This window comes from Halopseudomonas bauzanensis (assembly GCF_900114735.1).
Taxonomy (GTDB): Bacteria; Pseudomonadota; Gammaproteobacteria; order Pseudomonadales; family Pseudomonadaceae; genus Halopseudomonas; species Halopseudomonas bauzanensis.
Genome location: NZ_FOUA01000009.1, coordinates 1 through 15,582 on the forward strand (window position 1 = coordinate 1; position 15,582 = coordinate 15,582).

The 15,582-nt window shown below is 56.6% G+C and carries 30 protein-coding genes; all 30 read left to right on the plus strand.

All coding sequences use genetic code 11. The features are described from left to right. Positions 1–102 (plus strand): EF-Tu C-terminal domain-related protein (locus BM267_RS15245; RefSeq protein WP_459562115.1); only part of this gene is annotated, 102 nt, incomplete at its 5' end. A 154-nt stretch (positions 103–256) separates the two neighbouring features. Continuing rightward, a complete protein-coding gene (gene rpsJ / locus BM267_RS15250) occupies positions 257–568 on the plus strand; it encodes a 30S ribosomal protein S10 (RefSeq protein WP_028614853.1) in 312 nt (103 codons plus the stop codon). Between the two features lie 95 nt (positions 569–663). Then, the gene (gene rplC / locus BM267_RS15255) at positions 664–1,302 is read left to right on the plus strand and encodes a 50S ribosomal protein L3 (protein WP_036993727.1); all 639 of its coding nucleotides are present in this window, start codon (positions 664–666) and stop codon (positions 1,300–1,302) included. Between the two features lie 12 nt (positions 1,303–1,314). After that, a complete protein-coding gene (gene rplD, locus BM267_RS15260; RefSeq protein ID WP_036993726.1) occupies positions 1,315–1,917 on the plus strand; it encodes a 50S ribosomal protein L4 in 603 nt (200 codons plus the stop codon). Continuing rightward, positions 1,914–2,210, plus strand: coding sequence for a 50S ribosomal protein L23 (rplW, locus tag BM267_RS15265; protein ID WP_036993723.1), 297 nt, complete (start codon positions 1,914–1,916; stop codon positions 2,208–2,210). Before rplD ends, rplW begins: the two co-directional genes overlap by 4 nt. Before the next feature lie 14 nt (positions 2,211–2,224). After that, positions 2,225–3,049 (plus strand): 50S ribosomal protein L2, encoded by an 825-nt coding sequence (gene rplB / locus BM267_RS15270; protein ID WP_036993722.1) that lies wholly within the window; start codon positions 2,225–2,227, stop codon positions 3,047–3,049. A 16-nt stretch (positions 3,050–3,065) separates the two neighbouring features. Next, the gene (gene rpsS / locus BM267_RS15275; RefSeq protein WP_036993720.1) at positions 3,066–3,341 is read left to right on the plus strand and encodes a 30S ribosomal protein S19; all 276 of its coding nucleotides are present in this window, start codon (positions 3,066–3,068) and stop codon (positions 3,339–3,341) included. Between the two features lie 12 nt (positions 3,342–3,353). Beyond that, on the plus strand, positions 3,354–3,686 hold the full coding sequence (gene rplV, locus BM267_RS15280; protein ID WP_036993718.1) for a 50S ribosomal protein L22: 333 nt from the start codon (positions 3,354–3,356) through the stop codon (positions 3,684–3,686). 11 nt (positions 3,687–3,697) lie between these two features. Further along, positions 3,698–4,378, plus strand: a complete 681-nt coding sequence (gene rpsC / locus BM267_RS15285; RefSeq protein ID WP_036993716.1) for a 30S ribosomal protein S3 — start codon at positions 3,698–3,700, stop codon at positions 4,376–4,378. A gap of 11 nt (positions 4,379–4,389) precedes the next feature. Further along, complete coding sequence (rplP, locus tag BM267_RS15290; protein WP_036993714.1) at positions 4,390–4,803, plus strand: 50S ribosomal protein L16; 414 nt, start codon at positions 4,390–4,392, stop codon at positions 4,801–4,803. Then, a complete protein-coding gene (rpmC, locus tag BM267_RS15295) occupies positions 4,803–4,994 on the plus strand; it encodes a 50S ribosomal protein L29 (protein ID WP_036993711.1) in 192 nt (63 codons plus the stop codon). The genes rplP and rpmC overlap by 1 nt, the downstream gene beginning before the upstream one ends. Before the next feature lie 2 nt (positions 4,995–4,996). After that, complete coding sequence (gene rpsQ / locus BM267_RS15300) at positions 4,997–5,260, plus strand: 30S ribosomal protein S17 (protein ID WP_036993710.1); 264 nt, start codon at positions 4,997–4,999, stop codon at positions 5,258–5,260. Positions 5,261–5,304: 44 nt separating this feature from the next. Next, on the plus strand, positions 5,305–5,673 hold the full coding sequence (gene rplN / locus BM267_RS15305) for a 50S ribosomal protein L14 (RefSeq protein WP_036993708.1): 369 nt from the start codon (positions 5,305–5,307) through the stop codon (positions 5,671–5,673). An 11-nt stretch (positions 5,674–5,684) separates the two neighbouring features. Then, positions 5,685–5,999, plus strand: coding sequence for a 50S ribosomal protein L24 (gene rplX / locus BM267_RS15310; RefSeq protein ID WP_036993706.1), 315 nt, complete (start codon positions 5,685–5,687; stop codon positions 5,997–5,999). A 17-nt stretch (positions 6,000–6,016) separates the two neighbouring features. After that, a complete protein-coding gene (rplE, locus tag BM267_RS15315; RefSeq protein ID WP_036993705.1) occupies positions 6,017–6,556 on the plus strand; it encodes a 50S ribosomal protein L5 in 540 nt (179 codons plus the stop codon). A 10-nt stretch (positions 6,557–6,566) separates the two neighbouring features. Beyond that, positions 6,567–6,872: a 30S ribosomal protein S14 gene (rpsN, locus tag BM267_RS15320; RefSeq protein ID WP_036993703.1), complete on the plus strand. Its 306-nt coding sequence runs from the start codon at positions 6,567–6,569 to the stop codon at positions 6,870–6,872. A gap of 39 nt (positions 6,873–6,911) precedes the next feature. Continuing rightward, positions 6,912–7,304: a 30S ribosomal protein S8 gene (gene rpsH / locus BM267_RS15325; RefSeq protein WP_036993701.1), complete on the plus strand. Its 393-nt coding sequence runs from the start codon at positions 6,912–6,914 to the stop codon at positions 7,302–7,304. Between the two features lie 12 nt (positions 7,305–7,316). Next, entirely contained in the window at positions 7,317–7,847 is a 531-nt protein-coding gene (gene rplF / locus BM267_RS15330; protein WP_036993698.1) for a 50S ribosomal protein L6, read from the plus strand. 10 nt (positions 7,848–7,857) lie between these two features. Then, complete coding sequence (rplR, locus tag BM267_RS15335; RefSeq protein WP_036993696.1) at positions 7,858–8,208, plus strand: 50S ribosomal protein L18; 351 nt, start codon at positions 7,858–7,860, stop codon at positions 8,206–8,208. 10 nt (positions 8,209–8,218) lie between these two features. Further along, positions 8,219–8,722, plus strand: coding sequence for a 30S ribosomal protein S5 (gene rpsE / locus BM267_RS15340; RefSeq protein WP_036993694.1), 504 nt, complete (start codon positions 8,219–8,221; stop codon positions 8,720–8,722). Positions 8,723–8,728: 6 nt separating this feature from the next. Beyond that, positions 8,729–8,911: a 50S ribosomal protein L30 gene (gene rpmD, locus BM267_RS15345; RefSeq protein ID WP_036993692.1), complete on the plus strand. Its 183-nt coding sequence runs from the start codon at positions 8,729–8,731 to the stop codon at positions 8,909–8,911. 3 nt (positions 8,912–8,914) lie between these two features. Then, complete coding sequence (gene rplO, locus BM267_RS15350) at positions 8,915–9,349, plus strand: 50S ribosomal protein L15 (RefSeq protein ID WP_036993690.1); 435 nt, start codon at positions 8,915–8,917, stop codon at positions 9,347–9,349. A 7-nt stretch (positions 9,350–9,356) separates the two neighbouring features. After that, a complete protein-coding gene (secY, locus tag BM267_RS15355; RefSeq protein WP_036993688.1) occupies positions 9,357–10,685 on the plus strand; it encodes a preprotein translocase subunit SecY in 1,329 nt (442 codons plus the stop codon). Between the two features lie 24 nt (positions 10,686–10,709). After that, entirely contained in the window at positions 10,710–10,826 is a 117-nt protein-coding gene (rpmJ, locus tag BM267_RS15360; RefSeq protein WP_074781302.1) for a 50S ribosomal protein L36, read from the plus strand. Positions 10,827–10,998: 172 nt separating this feature from the next. Next, positions 10,999–11,355, plus strand: a complete 357-nt coding sequence (gene rpsM, locus BM267_RS15365) for a 30S ribosomal protein S13 (protein ID WP_036993686.1) — start codon at positions 10,999–11,001, stop codon at positions 11,353–11,355. 20 nt (positions 11,356–11,375) lie between these two features. Beyond that, on the plus strand, positions 11,376–11,765 hold the full coding sequence (gene rpsK, locus BM267_RS15370; protein WP_036993685.1) for a 30S ribosomal protein S11: 390 nt from the start codon (positions 11,376–11,378) through the stop codon (positions 11,763–11,765). Positions 11,766–11,780: 15 nt separating this feature from the next. Continuing rightward, complete coding sequence (gene rpsD / locus BM267_RS15375) at positions 11,781–12,401, plus strand: 30S ribosomal protein S4 (RefSeq protein WP_036993684.1); 621 nt, start codon at positions 11,781–11,783, stop codon at positions 12,399–12,401. Positions 12,402–12,427: 26 nt separating this feature from the next. Beyond that, positions 12,428–13,429, plus strand: a complete 1,002-nt coding sequence (locus BM267_RS15380) for a DNA-directed RNA polymerase subunit alpha (RefSeq protein ID WP_036993682.1) — start codon at positions 12,428–12,430, stop codon at positions 13,427–13,429. Positions 13,430–13,454: 25 nt separating this feature from the next. After that, complete coding sequence (gene rplQ, locus BM267_RS15385; protein ID WP_036993680.1) at positions 13,455–13,838, plus strand: 50S ribosomal protein L17; 384 nt, start codon at positions 13,455–13,457, stop codon at positions 13,836–13,838. A gap of 219 nt (positions 13,839–14,057) precedes the next feature. Next, positions 14,058–15,518 (plus strand): catalase, encoded by a 1,461-nt coding sequence (locus BM267_RS15390; RefSeq protein ID WP_036993678.1) that lies wholly within the window; start codon positions 14,058–14,060, stop codon positions 15,516–15,518. Positions 15,519–15,582: the final 64 nt, after the last annotated feature.

The following is a 15,582-nucleotide window of genomic DNA, read 5'->3' on the forward strand; positions in this document are numbered from 1 at the left end:
ACCCTGATCGCTCCGATCGCCATGGAAGACGGCCTGCGCTTCGCGATTCGCGAAGGTGGTCGTACCGTTGGTGCCGGCGTGGTTGCCAAGATCATCGCTTGATGATTTGAGCCATACGCAGAAGCCCCCGAGAGATCGGGGGCTTTTGTATTATGGTTGACACTGGACTGGCGCATCAGTAGAATTGCGCCTCCCTTGATGGGCGTGCCCGGTCCGGGTGTGCTCGGAAGAATAGAAGCTTGGAGTTTCTGGTCAAATGCAGAACCAACAGATTCGTATTCGGTTGAAGGCTTTTGACCATCGCCTGATAGATCAATCAACCCAGGAAATCGTGGATACCGCGAAACGTACTGGGGCTCAGGTGCGTGGTCCGATACCTTTGCCGACACGCAAAGAGCGTTTTACCGTGCTGGTTTCTCCGCACGTCAACAAAGATGCCCGGGATCAATATGAAATCCGTACCCATAAGCGGGTGCTGGATATCGTTCAGCCTACCGACAAGACTGTCGATGCGCTGATGAAACTGGACCTTGCAGCTGGCGTTGAGGTTCAGATCAGCCTCGGCTGATAGCCCCACACGACGGGGGCTATCCAGCCGTGTAACGCCCTGAAATGGGCGGCCATAGCGGGTAAATAGCCCCGTGCACTCATGAGGTTTACAACATGACTATTGGTGTAGTCGGCCGGAAATGCGGTATGACCCGCGTTTTCACTGAAGATGGTATTTCCATTCCTGTTACGGTGGTTGAAGTCGAACCTAACCGTATCACTCAAGTAAAGTCCCTTGATTCGGACGGCTATCAAGCTATTCAAATCACCGTGGGTGAGCGTCGCGCCAGTCGCGTCAGCAAGCCGATGGCTGGGCATTTTGCCAAAGCGAATACTGCTGCAGGTCGCAGCGTATGCGAATTCCGCCTGGAAGACGGCGCTGAGTTCGAAGCTGGTGCAGAAATCACCGTAAGCATTTTCGAAGCGGGCCAGAAAGTAGACGTTACCGGTCAGTCCAAAGGTAAGGGCTTTGCCGGTACCATCAAGCGCTGGAACTTCCGCGGACAGGATGCCACTCACGGCAACTCCGTATCCCACCGTGTTCCAGGTTCCATTGGCCAGTGCCAGACCCCGGGTCGCGTATTCAAGGGCAAGAAGATGTCCGGTCACATGGGCGCTGAGCAAGTGACTGTGCAGACCCTGGAAATCGTACGCGTTGACGCCGAACGTAATCTGCTGCTCATCAAGGGTGCAGTGCCCGGCGCGCCTGGCAGCGACGTAGTTGTCCGCCCGGCAGTCAAGGCCAAGGGTTAAGGGGGAGTTAGCATGAATCTGAATGTAGCTGGTGCAAGCGCGATCGAAGTATCCGATCTGGCCTTTGCAACCGAGTTTAACGAGACCCTGGTACACCAGGCCGTTGTCGCCTACATGGCTGGCGGTCGTCAGGGCACCAAGCAGCAGAAGACCCGTTCTGAAGTGTCCGGTGGCGGCAAGAAGCCCTGGCGTCAGAAGGGTACCGGCCGTGCACGTGCCGGCACCATCCGCAGCCCGATCTGGCGCGGGGGCGGTACCACTTTTGCAGCTCGTCCGCGTGATCATGAGCAGAAGCTGAACCGGAAGATGTACCGTGGCGCCATGCGCTCGATCCTCTCCGAGCTGGTTCGCCTGGATCGCCTGGTCGTGGTCGAAAGCTTCTCTGTTGAAGCTCCCAAGACCAAGGCGCTGGTAGGCAAGCTCAAGGATCTGAATCTGGAGAAAGTGCTGATCGTCACTGACAGCCTGGACACCAACCTGTACCTGGCTGCGCGCAACCTGCCGCATGTCGACGTACGTGATGTGCAGGGTTCTGACCCGGTCAGCCTGATCGCTTACGACAAGGTACTGATCACCGTACCTGCTGTTAAGAAGTTCGAGGAGATGCTGGGATGAACCAAGAGCGCATTTTCAAAGTACTGCTTGGCCCGCATGTATCCGAGAAGGCTACCGTGCTGGCTGAGACCAATAGCCAGATCGTGTTCAAAGTGGATACCACTGCGACCAAGCTGGAAATCAAGAAAGCCGTTGAACAGCTGTTCAACGTCAAGGTAGACCGTGTGTCGACCTTGAATGTCAAAGGCAAGACCAAGCGAACCGTTCGCGGCCTGGGCAAGCGTAATGACTGGAAGAAGGCCTATGTCAGCCTTGAGCCCGGTCAGGACATCGACTTCGCCAGCGCTGAATAAGAAAGGGGTACATCATGGCAATTGTTAAATGTAAACCTACTTCCGCTGGCCGCCGCTTCGTCGTAAAGGTCGTTAGCTCGGACCTGCACAAGGGTGCTCCTTATGCGCCCCTGCTCGAGAAGCAAGGCAAGTCCGGCGGACGTAACAACAATGGTCGCATCACCACGCGTCATCGTGGGGGCGGTCATAAGCAGCACTATCGTCTGGTCGATTTTCGTCGCAACAAGGATGGCATTCCCGCCACCGTTGAGCGTATCGAATACGATCCGAACCGTACCGCTCACATTGCTCTGCTGAAGTACGCCGACGGCGAGCGTCGCTACATCATCGCTCCCAAGGGTGTGACTGCTGGCGATCAGCTGGTGTCGGGTGCCGACGCGCCGATCAAGGCTGGCAACTGCCTGCCGCTGCGCAACATTCCGGTGGGTAGCACCATCCACGCGATCGAACTGAAGCCCGGCAAGGGTGCTCAGGTTGCCCGCAGTGCTGGTGCCTCCGTACAGCTGGTTGCCCGTGAAGGCGCCTATGTCACCGTTCGCCTGCGTTCCGGCGAAATGCGCAAGGTTCTCGGCGAATGCCGCGCCACCTTGGGCGAAGTGTCCAACGGTGAGCACAGCCTGCGCTCCCTGGGTAAGGCCGGTGCCACTCGCTGGCGCGGTGTGCGTCCGACCGTTCGTGGTGTTGCCATGAACCCGGTTGATCACCCGCATGGTGGTGGTGAAGGGCGTACTTCTGGTGGTCGTCATCCGGTGTCGCCGTGGGGCTTCCCCACCAAGGGTGCTAAGACTCGGTCCAACAAGCGCACTGACAATATGATTGTCCGTCGTCGCAGCAAGTAATTAGAGGGGAAACGACGTGCCGCGTTCTCTGAAGAAAGGTCCTTTTATCGATCTTCACCTGTTGAAGAAGGTCGAAGTTGCAGCAGAAAAGAACGATCGCAAGCCGGTTAAAACCTGGTCGCGCCGTTCGATGGTTCTGCCGCAGATGGTTGGTTTGACCATCGCAGTACACAACGGTCGTCAACATGTCCCGGTCATCGTTACCGAAGACATGGTCGGCCACAAATTGGGCGAATTCTCTGCCACGCGTACCTATCGCGGTCATGCGGCAGACAAGAAAGCCAAGCGCTAAGGGGTTAGAAAGATGGAAGTAGCCGCTACCGTTAAGGGCGCCCGACTCTCTGCCCAGAAAGCTCGCTTGGTCGCCGATCAGATCCGCGGGAAGAAGGTGGATGAGGCCCTGAATCTGCTGACTTTCAGCAACAAGAAGGCCGCTGATGTCATCAAGAAAGTGCTGGAGTCGGCCATTGCCAACGCTGAGCACAATGATGGCGCAGACGTGGATGACCTCAAGGTCTCCACCGTGTTTGTCAACGAAGGTCGCTCTCTGAAGCGCATCATGCCACGTGCCAAAGGCCGTGCTGATCGCATCATCAAGCGGTCTTGCCATATCACGGTCAAGGTTGCTGACAAGTAGGAGTCGATCACATGGGTCAGAAAGTACATCCGACAGGCATTCGCCTCGGTATCGTAAAACAGCACACTTCGGTGTGGTATGCAGACGGCCGCACTTATGCGGACTATCTGAACACGGACCTGAAAGTACGCGCGTACATTCAGGACAAATTGAAAAGCGCTTCCGTCAGCCGCGTTGATATTCAGCGCCCGGCCCAGACAGCCCGCATCACCATTCACACTGCCCGTCCCGGCATCGTGATTGGCAAGAAGGGTGAAGACGTCGAGAAGCTGCGTCAGGAACTGACCAGCCAGATGGGCGTTCCGGTGCACATCAACATCGAAGAGATCCGCAAGCCGGAACTCGACGGTGCCCTGGTGGCCCAGAGCGTTGCCCAGCAGCTCGAGCGTCGCGTCATGTTCCGTCGTGCGATGAAGCGTGCTGTACAGAACGCCATGCGTATTGGTGCCAAGGGTATCAAGATCCAGGTTAGCGGCCGTCTCGGCGGCGCCGAGATCGCCCGTACCGAATGGTACCGTGAAGGCCGTGTGCCGCTGCACACTCTGCGTGCCGACATCGACTACGCAACGGCTGAAGCCCACACCACTTACGGTGTGATCGGTGTGAAGGTTTGGATTTTCAAAGGCGAGATCATTGGTGGTCAGCCTGAAGAAATCAAAACCGTCGCGACCAAGAAAAAAGCTGCTAAGTAAGGGGTACGCACATGTTACAACCCAAGCGTACGAAGTTCCGCAAGCAAATGACCGGTCACAACCGTGGCCTGGCACATCGCGGCAGTAAAGTGAGCTTTGGCGAATACGCACTCAAATCCGTCAGCCGTGGTCGTTTGACCGCCCGTCAGATTGAAGCGGCACGTCGTGCTCTGACTCGTCACGTCAAGCGTGGCGGTAAAATCTGGATCCGTGTCTTCCCTGACAAGCCGATCTCCAAGAAGCCTCTCGAAGTGCGGATGGGTAAAGGTAAGGGTAACGTCGAATACTGGGTAGCCCAGATTCAGCCGGGCAAGGTCCTGTATGAGATTGAAGGTGTTTCCGAAGAGCTGGCGCGTGAGGCTTTTGCCCTGGCCGCTGCCAAGCTGCCCCTCGCAACCACCTTTGTTAAGCGGACGGTGATGTGATGAAAGCGACAGAACTTCGTGAAAAATCTGCCGAGCAGCTGAACGAGCAGCTGCTCACCCTGCTGCGCGACCAGTTCAATCTGCGCATGCAGAAGGCAACCGGTCAACTCGGTCAGAGTCATCTGCTCAAGCAGACCAAGCGTGACATCGCTCGAGTCAAGACCGTGCTCAATCAGAAAGGTGGTAACTGATCATGGCCGAGAACACTACAGTTAGTACCGTTACTGGCCGTGTGGTCAGCGACAAGATGGACAAAACCGTTACTGTGCTCATCGAGCGTCAGGTAAAGCACCCGCTGTACGGCAAGTACGTACGCCGCTCTACCAAGCTGCATGCGCATGATGAGAACAACGAATGCCGCATCGGCGATCTGGTCACTATCCGGGAAACCCGTCCCTTGGCTAAAACCAAGAGCTGGACCCTGGTACAGATCGACGAGCGCGCGGCGCAAGTTTAAGCCCCGCGCTGTTATAGCGGATTATTTAAGGGTCGGAGAAAGTTATGATTCAGACTCAATCCATGCTGGATGTGGCTGACAACAGTGGTGCACGCCGCGTTATGTGCATCAAGGTTCTGGGCGGTTCTCACCGTCGCTACGCCGGCATTGGCGATATCATCAAAGTGACCGTGAAGGAAGCGATTCCGCGCGGCAAAGTAAAGAAAGGCCAGGTGCTGACTGCGGTCATCGTGCGTACCCGTCACGGCGTTCGCCGTACCGACGGTTCGCTGATCCGTTTCGATGGCAACGCAGCCGTTCTGCTCAACAACAAAAATGAGCCGATCGGTACCCGCATCTTTGGGCCAGTGACGCGTGAACTGCGTAACGAGCAGTTCATGAAGATCGTTTCCCTCGCGCCCGAAGTGCTGTAAGGAGCCCGGTCATGCAAAAGATCAAACGTGACGACGACGTAATCGTCATCGCCGGAAAAGACAAAGGCAAGCGTGGCAAGGTCCGTAAGGTCCTGGCTGACGACCGCCTGGTCATTGCTGGTGTCAACATTATCAAGCGTGCTACCAAGCCGAACCCTATGGCTGGTGTGCAGGGCGGTATTGTTGAAAAGGAGGCGCCAATCCACGTCTCCAACGTGGCTATCTTCAACCCTGAGACCAGCAAAGCCGACCGTATCGGCTTCAAGGTCGAAGACGGTAAGAAGGTTCGTATTTTCAAGTCGACCCAAAAAGCGGTCGACGCTTGAGAATCTAGGTGCTTACCATGGCAAGATTGAAAGAACATTACCGGACTACCCTGGTTCCGCAGCTCAAGGAAGACCTGGGCCTGCAGAACGTGATGGAAGTGCCGAAGATCACCAAGATCACCCTGAACATGGGCCTTGGTGAAGCAGTAGGTGACAAGAAAGTCATTGAGAACGCATTGGCTGACCTGGAAAAGATCACTGGCCGTAAAGGCATCGTGACCTACTCCCGCAAGTCGATTGCCGGCTTCAAGATTCGTGACGGCTGGCCGATCGGTGTCAAGGTGACGCTGCGTCGTGAACAGATGTATGAGTTCCTGGATCGTCTGCTGTCGATCTCGCTGCCGCGCGTACGTGACTTCCGTGGTCTGAATGCCAAGTCCTTTGATGGTCGCGGCAACTACAGCATGGGTGTGAAAGAGCAGATCATCTTCCCGGAAATCGATTACGACAAGATCGATGCTCTGCGTGGTCTGGACATCACCCTGACCACTACCGCCCGGACTGACGACGAAGGCCGCGCGCTGCTGCGTGCGTTCAACTTCCCGTTCCGCAACTAGGAGTCAGGCAATGGCTAAAATCAGCATGAAGAACCGCGAGGCCAAACGGGCTCGCCTGGTTGCCAAGTACGCTGCCAAGCGTGCTGAACTCAAGGCCACCGTCGGCAACGTCAATGCATCTGTTGAAGATCGTTGGAATGCCCAGGTTGCCCTGCAAAAACTGCCGCGTGATGCGAGCCCCGTGCGTCAGCGTAACCGCTGCCGCGTGACTGGCCGCCCACACGGTGTATACCGCAAGTTCGGTCTCTCGCGTATCAAGCTGCGCGAAGCTGCCATGCGCGGTGATGTACCCGGTCTGGTCAAGGCCAGCTGGTAAACAAGACCTTAATTACTCAGTTTCAGGAGCACAAAGCCCATGAGTATGCAGGACCCGTTAGCCGATATGCTAACCCGTATCCGTAATGCCCAGATGGCTGAAAAGTCCAGTGTCAGCATGCCTTCGGCAAAGCTGAAGGTGGCTGTCGCCAAAGTACTTAAAGAAGAAGGCTATGTAGCTGGTTACGAAGTGCAGGGCGATGCCAAGCCTGTGCTGTCGATCGAGCTCAAGTACTTCGAAGGCAAGCCGGTAATCGAAGAAATGAAGCGCATCAGCCGTCCCGGCCTGCGTCAGTACAAGTCCGTTGACCAGCTTCCCAAGGTCAAGGGTGGACTGGGTGTCTCGATCGTCTCCACCAACAAAGGTGTTATGACTGATCGCGCTGCTCGCGCTGCCGGTATCGGCGGTGAAGTGCTCTGCACCGTATTCTGATAGGGGGTTACGATGTCTCGCGTCGCTAAGAACCCTGTCACTTTGCCGCAGGGTGTAGAAGTCAAGATTGATGGTCAGGATGTCTCCGTCAAGGGCCCGAAGGGCGCCCTCGCACTGAGCATGCATCCGGCCGTTGAAGTAACCCAGGAAGAGGGCGTACTGCGTTTCGCTCCTCGTCCTGGCAGTGTCAATGCAGCCATGGCCGGCACCACTCGTGCACTGGTCAACAACATGGTTGTCGGCGTCAGCCAAGGTTTCGAGCGCAAGCTGCAGCTGGTTGGTGTAGGATACCGGGCTCAGGCTAAAGGACAGGTTCTGTCCCTGGCCCTGGGTTTCTCCCACCCAATCGACTATCAGCTGCCCGAGGGTGTTTCGGTTGAAACCCCCAGCCAGACTGACATCGTCATCAAAGGCATCGACAAGCAACTGGTCGGTCAGGTAGCCGCGGAAATTCGTGATTTCCGTCGTCCCGAACCCTATAAGGGCAAGGGTGTTCGCTACGCCGATGAGGTCGTGCGTCGTAAAGAAGCCAAGAAGAAGTAGGGCATAGAAAATGAGCGATAAAAAAGTTATTCGTCTCCGTCGCGCTCGTCGTTCGCGTCTGAAACTGCGCGAGCTCGAAGCCGTACGTCTGTGCGTGTACCGTTCTTCGCAGCACATGTACGCACAAGTGATCTCGGCCGACGGTTCCAAGGTTCTGGCCAGTGCCTCCACCCTTGACGCAAACTTGCGCAGTGGCAGTACCGGCAACATCGAAGCCGCCAAACAGGTAGGTCTTCTGGTCGCCGAACGTGCCAAGGCCGCCGGTGTAACTCAGGTCTCCTTCGACCGTTCCGGCTTCAAGTATCATGGCCGCGTGAAAGCGCTGGCCGACGCCGCTCGTGAAGGCGGGCTGGAATTCTAAGGGTAGAGCTATGGCTAATTTCGATCAAAAGCGTGACGAAGGTTACATCGAGAAACTGGTTCAGGTTAACCGCGTCGCCAAAGTAGTTAAGGGCGGTCGGATCTTTGCCTTCACAGCGCTGACAGTAGTCGGCGATGGCAATGGTCGCGTGGGCTTCGGTCGTGGCAAGGCGCGTGAAGTGCCTGCCGCTATCCAGAAGGCCATGGAAGCCGCACGTCGTAACATGATCCAGGTGGATCTGAATGGCACCACCATTCAGTATCCCCTGCGGGCTGCCCATGGTGCCTCCAAGGTATTCATGATGCCGGCCTCCGAAGGTACTGGCGTTATCGCCGGTGGCGCTATGCGCGCCGTTCTGGAAGCCGCTGGCATCCATAACGTACTGGCCAAATGTTACGGTTCCACCAACCCGGTCAACGTCGTTCAGGCTACCTACAAGGGTCTGAAGTCTATGCAGTCTCCCGATTCTGTGGCGGCCAAGCGTGGCAAGACCGTTGAAGACATCGTGGGGTAAGCTGGCATGGCTAATGCAAAAATCAAAGTAACCCTGTTCAAGAGCGTGATCGGGCGTCTGCCGAGCCACAAGGCTTCCGTAAAGGGCCTGGGCCTGCGCCGCATCGGTCATACCGTCGAAGTCGAAGATACTCCGGCTGTACGTGGGATGATCAACAGGGTCTCCTACATGGTCCGGGTTGAGGGTTAAGACATGAAACTGAATGATCTGCGTTCCGCGCCGGGTGCACGCCCTGAAAAGCTGCGCGTCGGTCGCGGTATCGGCAGCGGCCTGGGCAAGACAGCCGGTCGCGGCCACAAAGGTTTGACTTCGCGCTCCGGCGGTAAGGTCGCTCCCGGTTTCGAGGGTGGTCAACAGCCGTTGCACCGTCGTCTGCCGAAGTTCGGCTTCACTTCCAAGATCGCGATGGTGACCGCTGAAATTCGCACCAGCGAGCTGAACAAGCTGGATGTCGATGTTATCGACCTGCAAGCGCTGAAAGACGCCAATATCATTGGTGACAAGTTTGTACGCGCCAAGGTAGTTCTGTCCGGTGATGTAACCAAAGCGGTTACCATCAAAGGTCTGAAAGCTACCAAGGGTGCCCGTGCAGCGATCGAAGCAGCTGGCGGCAAGATCGAGGAATAAGGACTACATGGCTAAGCAAGGCGCTCTCTCTGGAATGAATCAAGGCGGCCTGACGGAACTATGGGGGCGCCTGCGCTTCCTGTTCCTGGCGATCATCGTTTACCGAATCGGTGCCCATATACCGGTGCCCGGTATCAACCCTGATCGTCTGGCAGATATGTTCAGACAGAATGAGGGGACCATTCTTAGCCTGTTCAACATGTTTTCCGGTGGTGCCCTGGAGCGGATGAGTATCTTCGCTCTGGGGATCATGCCGTATATCTCTGCATCGATCATCATGCAGTTGATGACGGCGGTGAGCCCAACGCTGGAGCAGTTGAAGAAGGAAGGTGAGTCCGGACGCCGCAAGATCAGTCAGTACACGCGTTATCTGACGCTGGTGCTGGCCTTGATTCAGGCGGTGGGGATGTCGGTTGGCCTGTCCAGCCAGGGCGTGGCCTTCGCTACCGGTTTTGGCTTCTATTTCATAGCGGTCACTACCTTCGTGGCGGGTGCGATGTTCATGATGTGGCTGGGTGAGCAGATCACCGAGCGAGGCGTCGGCAATGGTATCTCCATGCTGATCTTCGCCGGTATCGTTGCTGGTTTGCCCGGCGCAATAGGGCAGTCCTTCGAGGCGGCACGTCAGGGCGATATCAACATCTTCGCGCTGATTACCATCGCCTTGCTGGCGGTTGCCATGATCGCGTTCGTGATCTTCGTCGAGCGTGGTCAGCGGCGCATCACTGTGAACTACGCCAAGCGGCAGCAGGGCCGCAAGGTGTTCGCTGCCCAGACCAGCCACTTGCCGTTGAAGGTGAATATGGCTGGGGTGATTCCAGCGATTTTCGCCAGCAGCATCCTGTTGTTTCCGGCTTCGCTGGGGACCTGGTTCGGCCAGGGTGAGGGCATGGGTTGGCTGCAAAGCCTGTCCCAGGCTATTGCCCCGGGTCAGCCGTTGAACATCATTCTGTTCAGTGCAGGGATCATTTTCTTCTGCTTCTTCTATACAGCGCTGATGTTCAACCCCAAGGATGTGGCTGACAATCTGAAGAAGTCTGGTGCTTTCATTCCGGGTATCCGCCCGGGTGAACAGTCCGCTCGTTATATCGACGGCGTACTGACCCGCCTGACCATGTTCGGAGCACTGTACATGACTGCGGTCTGCCTGCTGCCGCAGTTCCTGGTAGTCTCGGCCAACGTGCCGTTCTATCTGGGTGGGACTTCGCTGTTGATCGTTGTTGTGGTTGTTATGGACTTCATGTCCCAAGTACAATCGCACCTCGTTTCTCAGCAGTATGAGTCTCTTTTGAAGAAATCGAACCTGAAAGGCTACGGCAGCGGCATGCTGCGCTGATATTTCAGGATTCTGGAGAACGTTATGAAAGTTGCAGCATCAGTCAAGAAGCTTTGCCGTAACTGCAAGGTCATCCGTCGCAACGGCAGCGTACGGGTCATCTGCAGTGCTGAGCCTCGTCACAAACAGCGCCAGGGTTGATTACTCAACCTGCTCTGATTGAAGACTACGTCTCAGGATAACCGCCGCCCGGCCAGTTAATTGGTCGGGTGGTTGATTTTTTTATATGTTAGCGCTACCCTACTGCACCCTTTTTCACGCAACCTTGTTACGTTTGGGTTGAGTCAGGTAGCTGTCAGACGGAGTAATTTGGATGGCCCGTATTGCAGGCGTCAACATCCCGGATAACAAGCATACTGTTATCTCTCTGACCTATATCTTTGGTATCGGTCAAACCAAGGCACAGCAGATCTGTGCCGCCACTGGCATTGAGCCCAGTGCAAAAATCAAGGATCTGAGCGAGGAGCAGATTGATCTGCTGCGTAACGAGGTTGCCAAGAGTAACACCGAAGGTGACCTGCGCCGCGCGATCAACATGAACGTCAAGCGTCTCATGGATCTTGGCTGCTATCGTGGTCTGCGTCATCGTCGTGGCCTTCCGGTCCGCGGCCAGCGCACCAAGACCAACGCTCGTACCCGTAAGGGTCCGCGCAAGCCGATCCGTAAGTAATCGCGAAGGAATATACAGATATGGCTAAGCCTGCTGCTCGTGTTCGTAAAAAAGTCAAAAAGACGGTGGTTGATGGTATCGCCCACGTCCACGCGTCTTTCAACAACACCATCATCACCATTACCGACCGCCAGGGCAACGCTCTGAGCTGGGCGACTTCCGGTGGTTCCGGTTTCCGTGGTTCGCGTAAAAGCACCCCGTTCGCTGCTCAGGTAGCGGCCGAGCGTGCTGGTCAGGCGGCTCTGGAATATGGTTTGAAGAACCTCGACGTTAATGTGAAGGGCCCCGGCCCGGGTCGTGAGTCCGCGATACGCGCGCTGAACTCTTGTGGTTACAAGATCAGCGGCATCACCGATGTCACCCCCATCCCACATAACGGTTGTCGCCCGCCCAAGAAGCGCCGCGTGTAATCAGGAGACGGTTAAATGGCTAGATATATTGGTCCCAAATGTAAGCTGTCTCGTCGCGAAGGCACTGATCTGTTCCTCAAGAGCGGCGTACGCGCTCTTGATTCCAAGTGCAAGCTGGAGAGTCCTCCTGGCGTGCATGGTCAGCGTCGCGGCCGTCTCTCCGAGTACGGCACTCAATTGCGCGAGAAGCAAAAAGTTCGTCGTATCTACGGTGTACTCGAGCGTCAGTTCAGCAACTACTACAAGGAAGCTGCCCGTCTGAAGGGTGCTACCGGCGAGAACCTGCTGCAACTGCTCGAGCGTCGTCTGGATAACGTTGTATACCGTATGGGTTTTGGCGCAACACGTGCCGAAGCTCGTCAGTTGGTTTCCCACAAGGCCATCAGTGTCAACGGCAAGACCGTGAACATTGCGTCCTACCTGGTTTCCCCGGGTGATGTGGTTGCCGTTCGTGAGAAGGCCAAGAACCAGCTGCGCATCAACGGCTCGCTGGATCTGGCTGCCCAACGCGGCCAGGCAGAATGGCTGGAAGTAGACGCTGCCAAGAAGGAAGGTGTCTTCAAGAGCCTGCCCGCACGGAGTGATCTGTACGCCGACATCAACGAGAACTTGATCGTCGAGCTTTACTCCAAGTAAGCGATAGTCAGCAAAAGGTGCCTTTCATGCAAAATTCGGTTGCCGAGTTTCTTACACCACGTCATATCGACGTTCAAGAAACCTCGTCCACTCGCGCCAAGATCACTCTTGAGCCGCTGGAACGTGGTTTTGGTCATACCCTGGGCAATGCGCTGCGTCGCATCCTGCTCTCGTCCATGCCCGGTTGTGCCGTGGTTGAGGCGGAAATCGATGGCGTTTTGCATGAGTACAGCGCCATCGAAGGCGTCCAGGAAGATGTCATCGAGATCCTGCTCAACCTGAAAGGTGTAGCGATCAAGATGCATGGTCGTGATCACGTCACCCTGACCCTCTCCAAGAAGGGCCCGGGTGCGGTCACCGCTGGCGACATTCAGCTGGACCACGATGTGGAGATCATCAACCCTGATCACCACATCGCCACGCTGTCGGACAACGGCGTCCTGAACATGAAGTTGACTGTTGCGCGTGGTCGTGGCTATGAGCCTGCCGATGCGCGTCAGTCGGACGAAGACGAAAGCCGTTCCATCGGCCGCCTGCAGCTCGATGCTACCTACACCCCGGTTCTCCGTGTGGCGTACGTGGTCGAGAGCGCTCGGGTCGAGCAGCGTACCAACCTGGACAAACTGGTCATTGACCTGGAAACCAATGGTACGCTGGATCCGGAAGAAGCTATTCGTCGCGCCGCGACCATTCTGCAGCATCAGCTGGCCGCCTTCGTTGATCTGAAGGGCGACCAGGAGCCTGTAGTGGAACAGCAGGAAGATGAGATCGACCCGATCCTGCTGCGCCCGGTTGACGACCTGGAGCTGACTGTTCGTTCGGCCAACTGTCTGAAGGCTGAAAACATTTACTATATTGGCGATCTGATCCAGCGTACCGAAGTGGAACTGCTGAAGACTCCGAACCTGGGCAAGAAATCCCTGACTGAAATCAAGGATGTTCTGGCTTCGCGTGGTCTGTCACTGGGTATGCGTCTGGACAACTGGCCGCCTGCAAGCTTGAAGAAGGACGACAAGGTTACGGCCTGATCGTCTGACACCGAGGAATTGAGAGATGCGTCATCGTAAAAGTGGTCGTCACCTGAGTCGGACCAGCTCGCACCGCAAGGCCATGTTCCAGAACATGGCGGTGTCGCTGTTCGAGAATGAACTGATCAAAACCACTCTGCCCAAGGCCAAGGAATTGCGCCGTGTTGCAGAGCCGCTGATCACCCTGGCGAAAGAAGATACCGTAGCCAATCGCCGTCTGGCCTTTGACCGCACCCGCAGCAAAGAAGCTGTAGGTAAGCTGTTCAACGACCTGGGCAAGCGCTACGCAGACCGTCCCGGCGGCTATGTACGTATCCTGAAGTGCGGTTTCCGCGCTGGTGATGCGGCACCCATGGCCTACGTGGAACTGGTTGACCGCCCTGAGCTGGCTGCTGCTTCCGAAGAGTAAGTAGCGGGTAGTTCAAGAAAAACCGGGCTTTGGCCCGGTTTTTTTATATCTGCGATTTGCTGTGGCTTCCCTGTCAGTTACGCCGCACCGTTAATATGTAAATCCTATCGTTTGGTTTGAGCCAACTCATTGGTTCTATTTCTGCTGACTCCTTATCATTGCCCCAACGCCACCGGTTCCACCCGCTGGCCGCCGAATTGATCCAGGAGAGAGAGCACTATGACCGACAAACCAAAACTCACCACCGTGGCCGGTGCACCGGTATCTGAAAACCAGAACGTGATGACGGCAGGACCCCGCGGCCCGATGTTGCTGCAGGATGTCTGGTTTCTGGAAAAACTGGCACATTTCGACCGTGAAGTGATTCCTGAGCGCCGCATGCACGCCAAGGGCTCCGGGGCTTTCGGTGAGTTCGTGGTGACCCATGACATCACTCAATACACCAAAGCGCGGATCTTTGCCGAGGTCGGCAAGAAAACCCCGATGTTCGCCCGCTTCTCCACGGTGGCCGGCGAGCGTGGTGCAGCTGATGCCGAGCGTGATATCCGCGGCGCGGCGCTGAAGTTCTATACCGAACAGGGTAACTGGGACCTGGTGGGCAACAATACCCCGGTGTTCTTCTTCCGCGACCCGCTGAAATTCCCCGACCTGAACCATGCGGTCAAGCGCGACCCGCGTACCAACATGCGCAACGCCAACAACAACTGGGACTTCTGGACCGGTCTGCCTGAAGCACTGCACCAGATCACCTATGTGATGGGTGACCGCGGTATTCCCGCCGGCTACCGCCATATGCATCTGTTCGGTTCGCATACCTACAGTTTCATCAGTGCGGACAATCAACGCTACTGGGTCAAATTCCACTTCAAGACCCAGCAGGGCATCAAGAACCTGACCGACGAGCAAGCCGCTGCGGTGGTGGCCGGGGACCGCGAAAGCTCTCAGCGCGACCTGTACGAAGCGATCGAGAACAGCGACTTCCCGCGCTGGACCCTGTACGTGCAGATCATGCCGGAGACCGATGCGGCATCCTACGGCTTCCACCCGTTCGATCTGACCAAGGTCTGGTCGAAGCAGGACTACCCGCTGATCGAAGTGGGTTACATGGAGCTGAACCGCAACCCGGACAACTACTTCCAGGACGTGGAGCAGGCGGCCTTTACTCCGGCCAATGTGGTACCGGGCATCAGCTTTTCACCGGACCGTATGTTGCAGGGGCGTCTGTTCTCCTACGGCGATGCGCAGCGCTACCGGCTGGGCGTGAACCATCACCAGATCCCGGTGAATGCGCCCCGTTGCCCGGTGCACAGCTACCATCGTGATGGTGCCATGCGGGTCGATGGCAACCAGGGCAGCCGCCTGCACTACGAGCCGAACACCTACGGTGAATGGCAGGAGCAGCCTGATTTCAGCGAGCCGCCGATGGCGCTGGAAGGTGCCGCAGCCCGCTATGATTTCCGCGCTGACGATGCCGACTACTTCACCCAACCGGGCAATCTGTTCCGTCTGATGTCGGCTGAAGAGCAGCAGCGGCTGTTCCAGAACACCGCACGGGCCATGAATGGGGTGGAGCGTCATATCATGATTCGCCACATCACCCACTGCTACAAGGCCGATCCGGCTTATGGCAAGGGGATTGCGGCAGCGCTGGGTGTGCCGATGTCGGAAGTGCCGGTCTGATAACGACCGCTAGTTGGAAGCAGCCCGCGACGAGGTATTAGTCGCGGGCTTTTTGCAGCTGGAG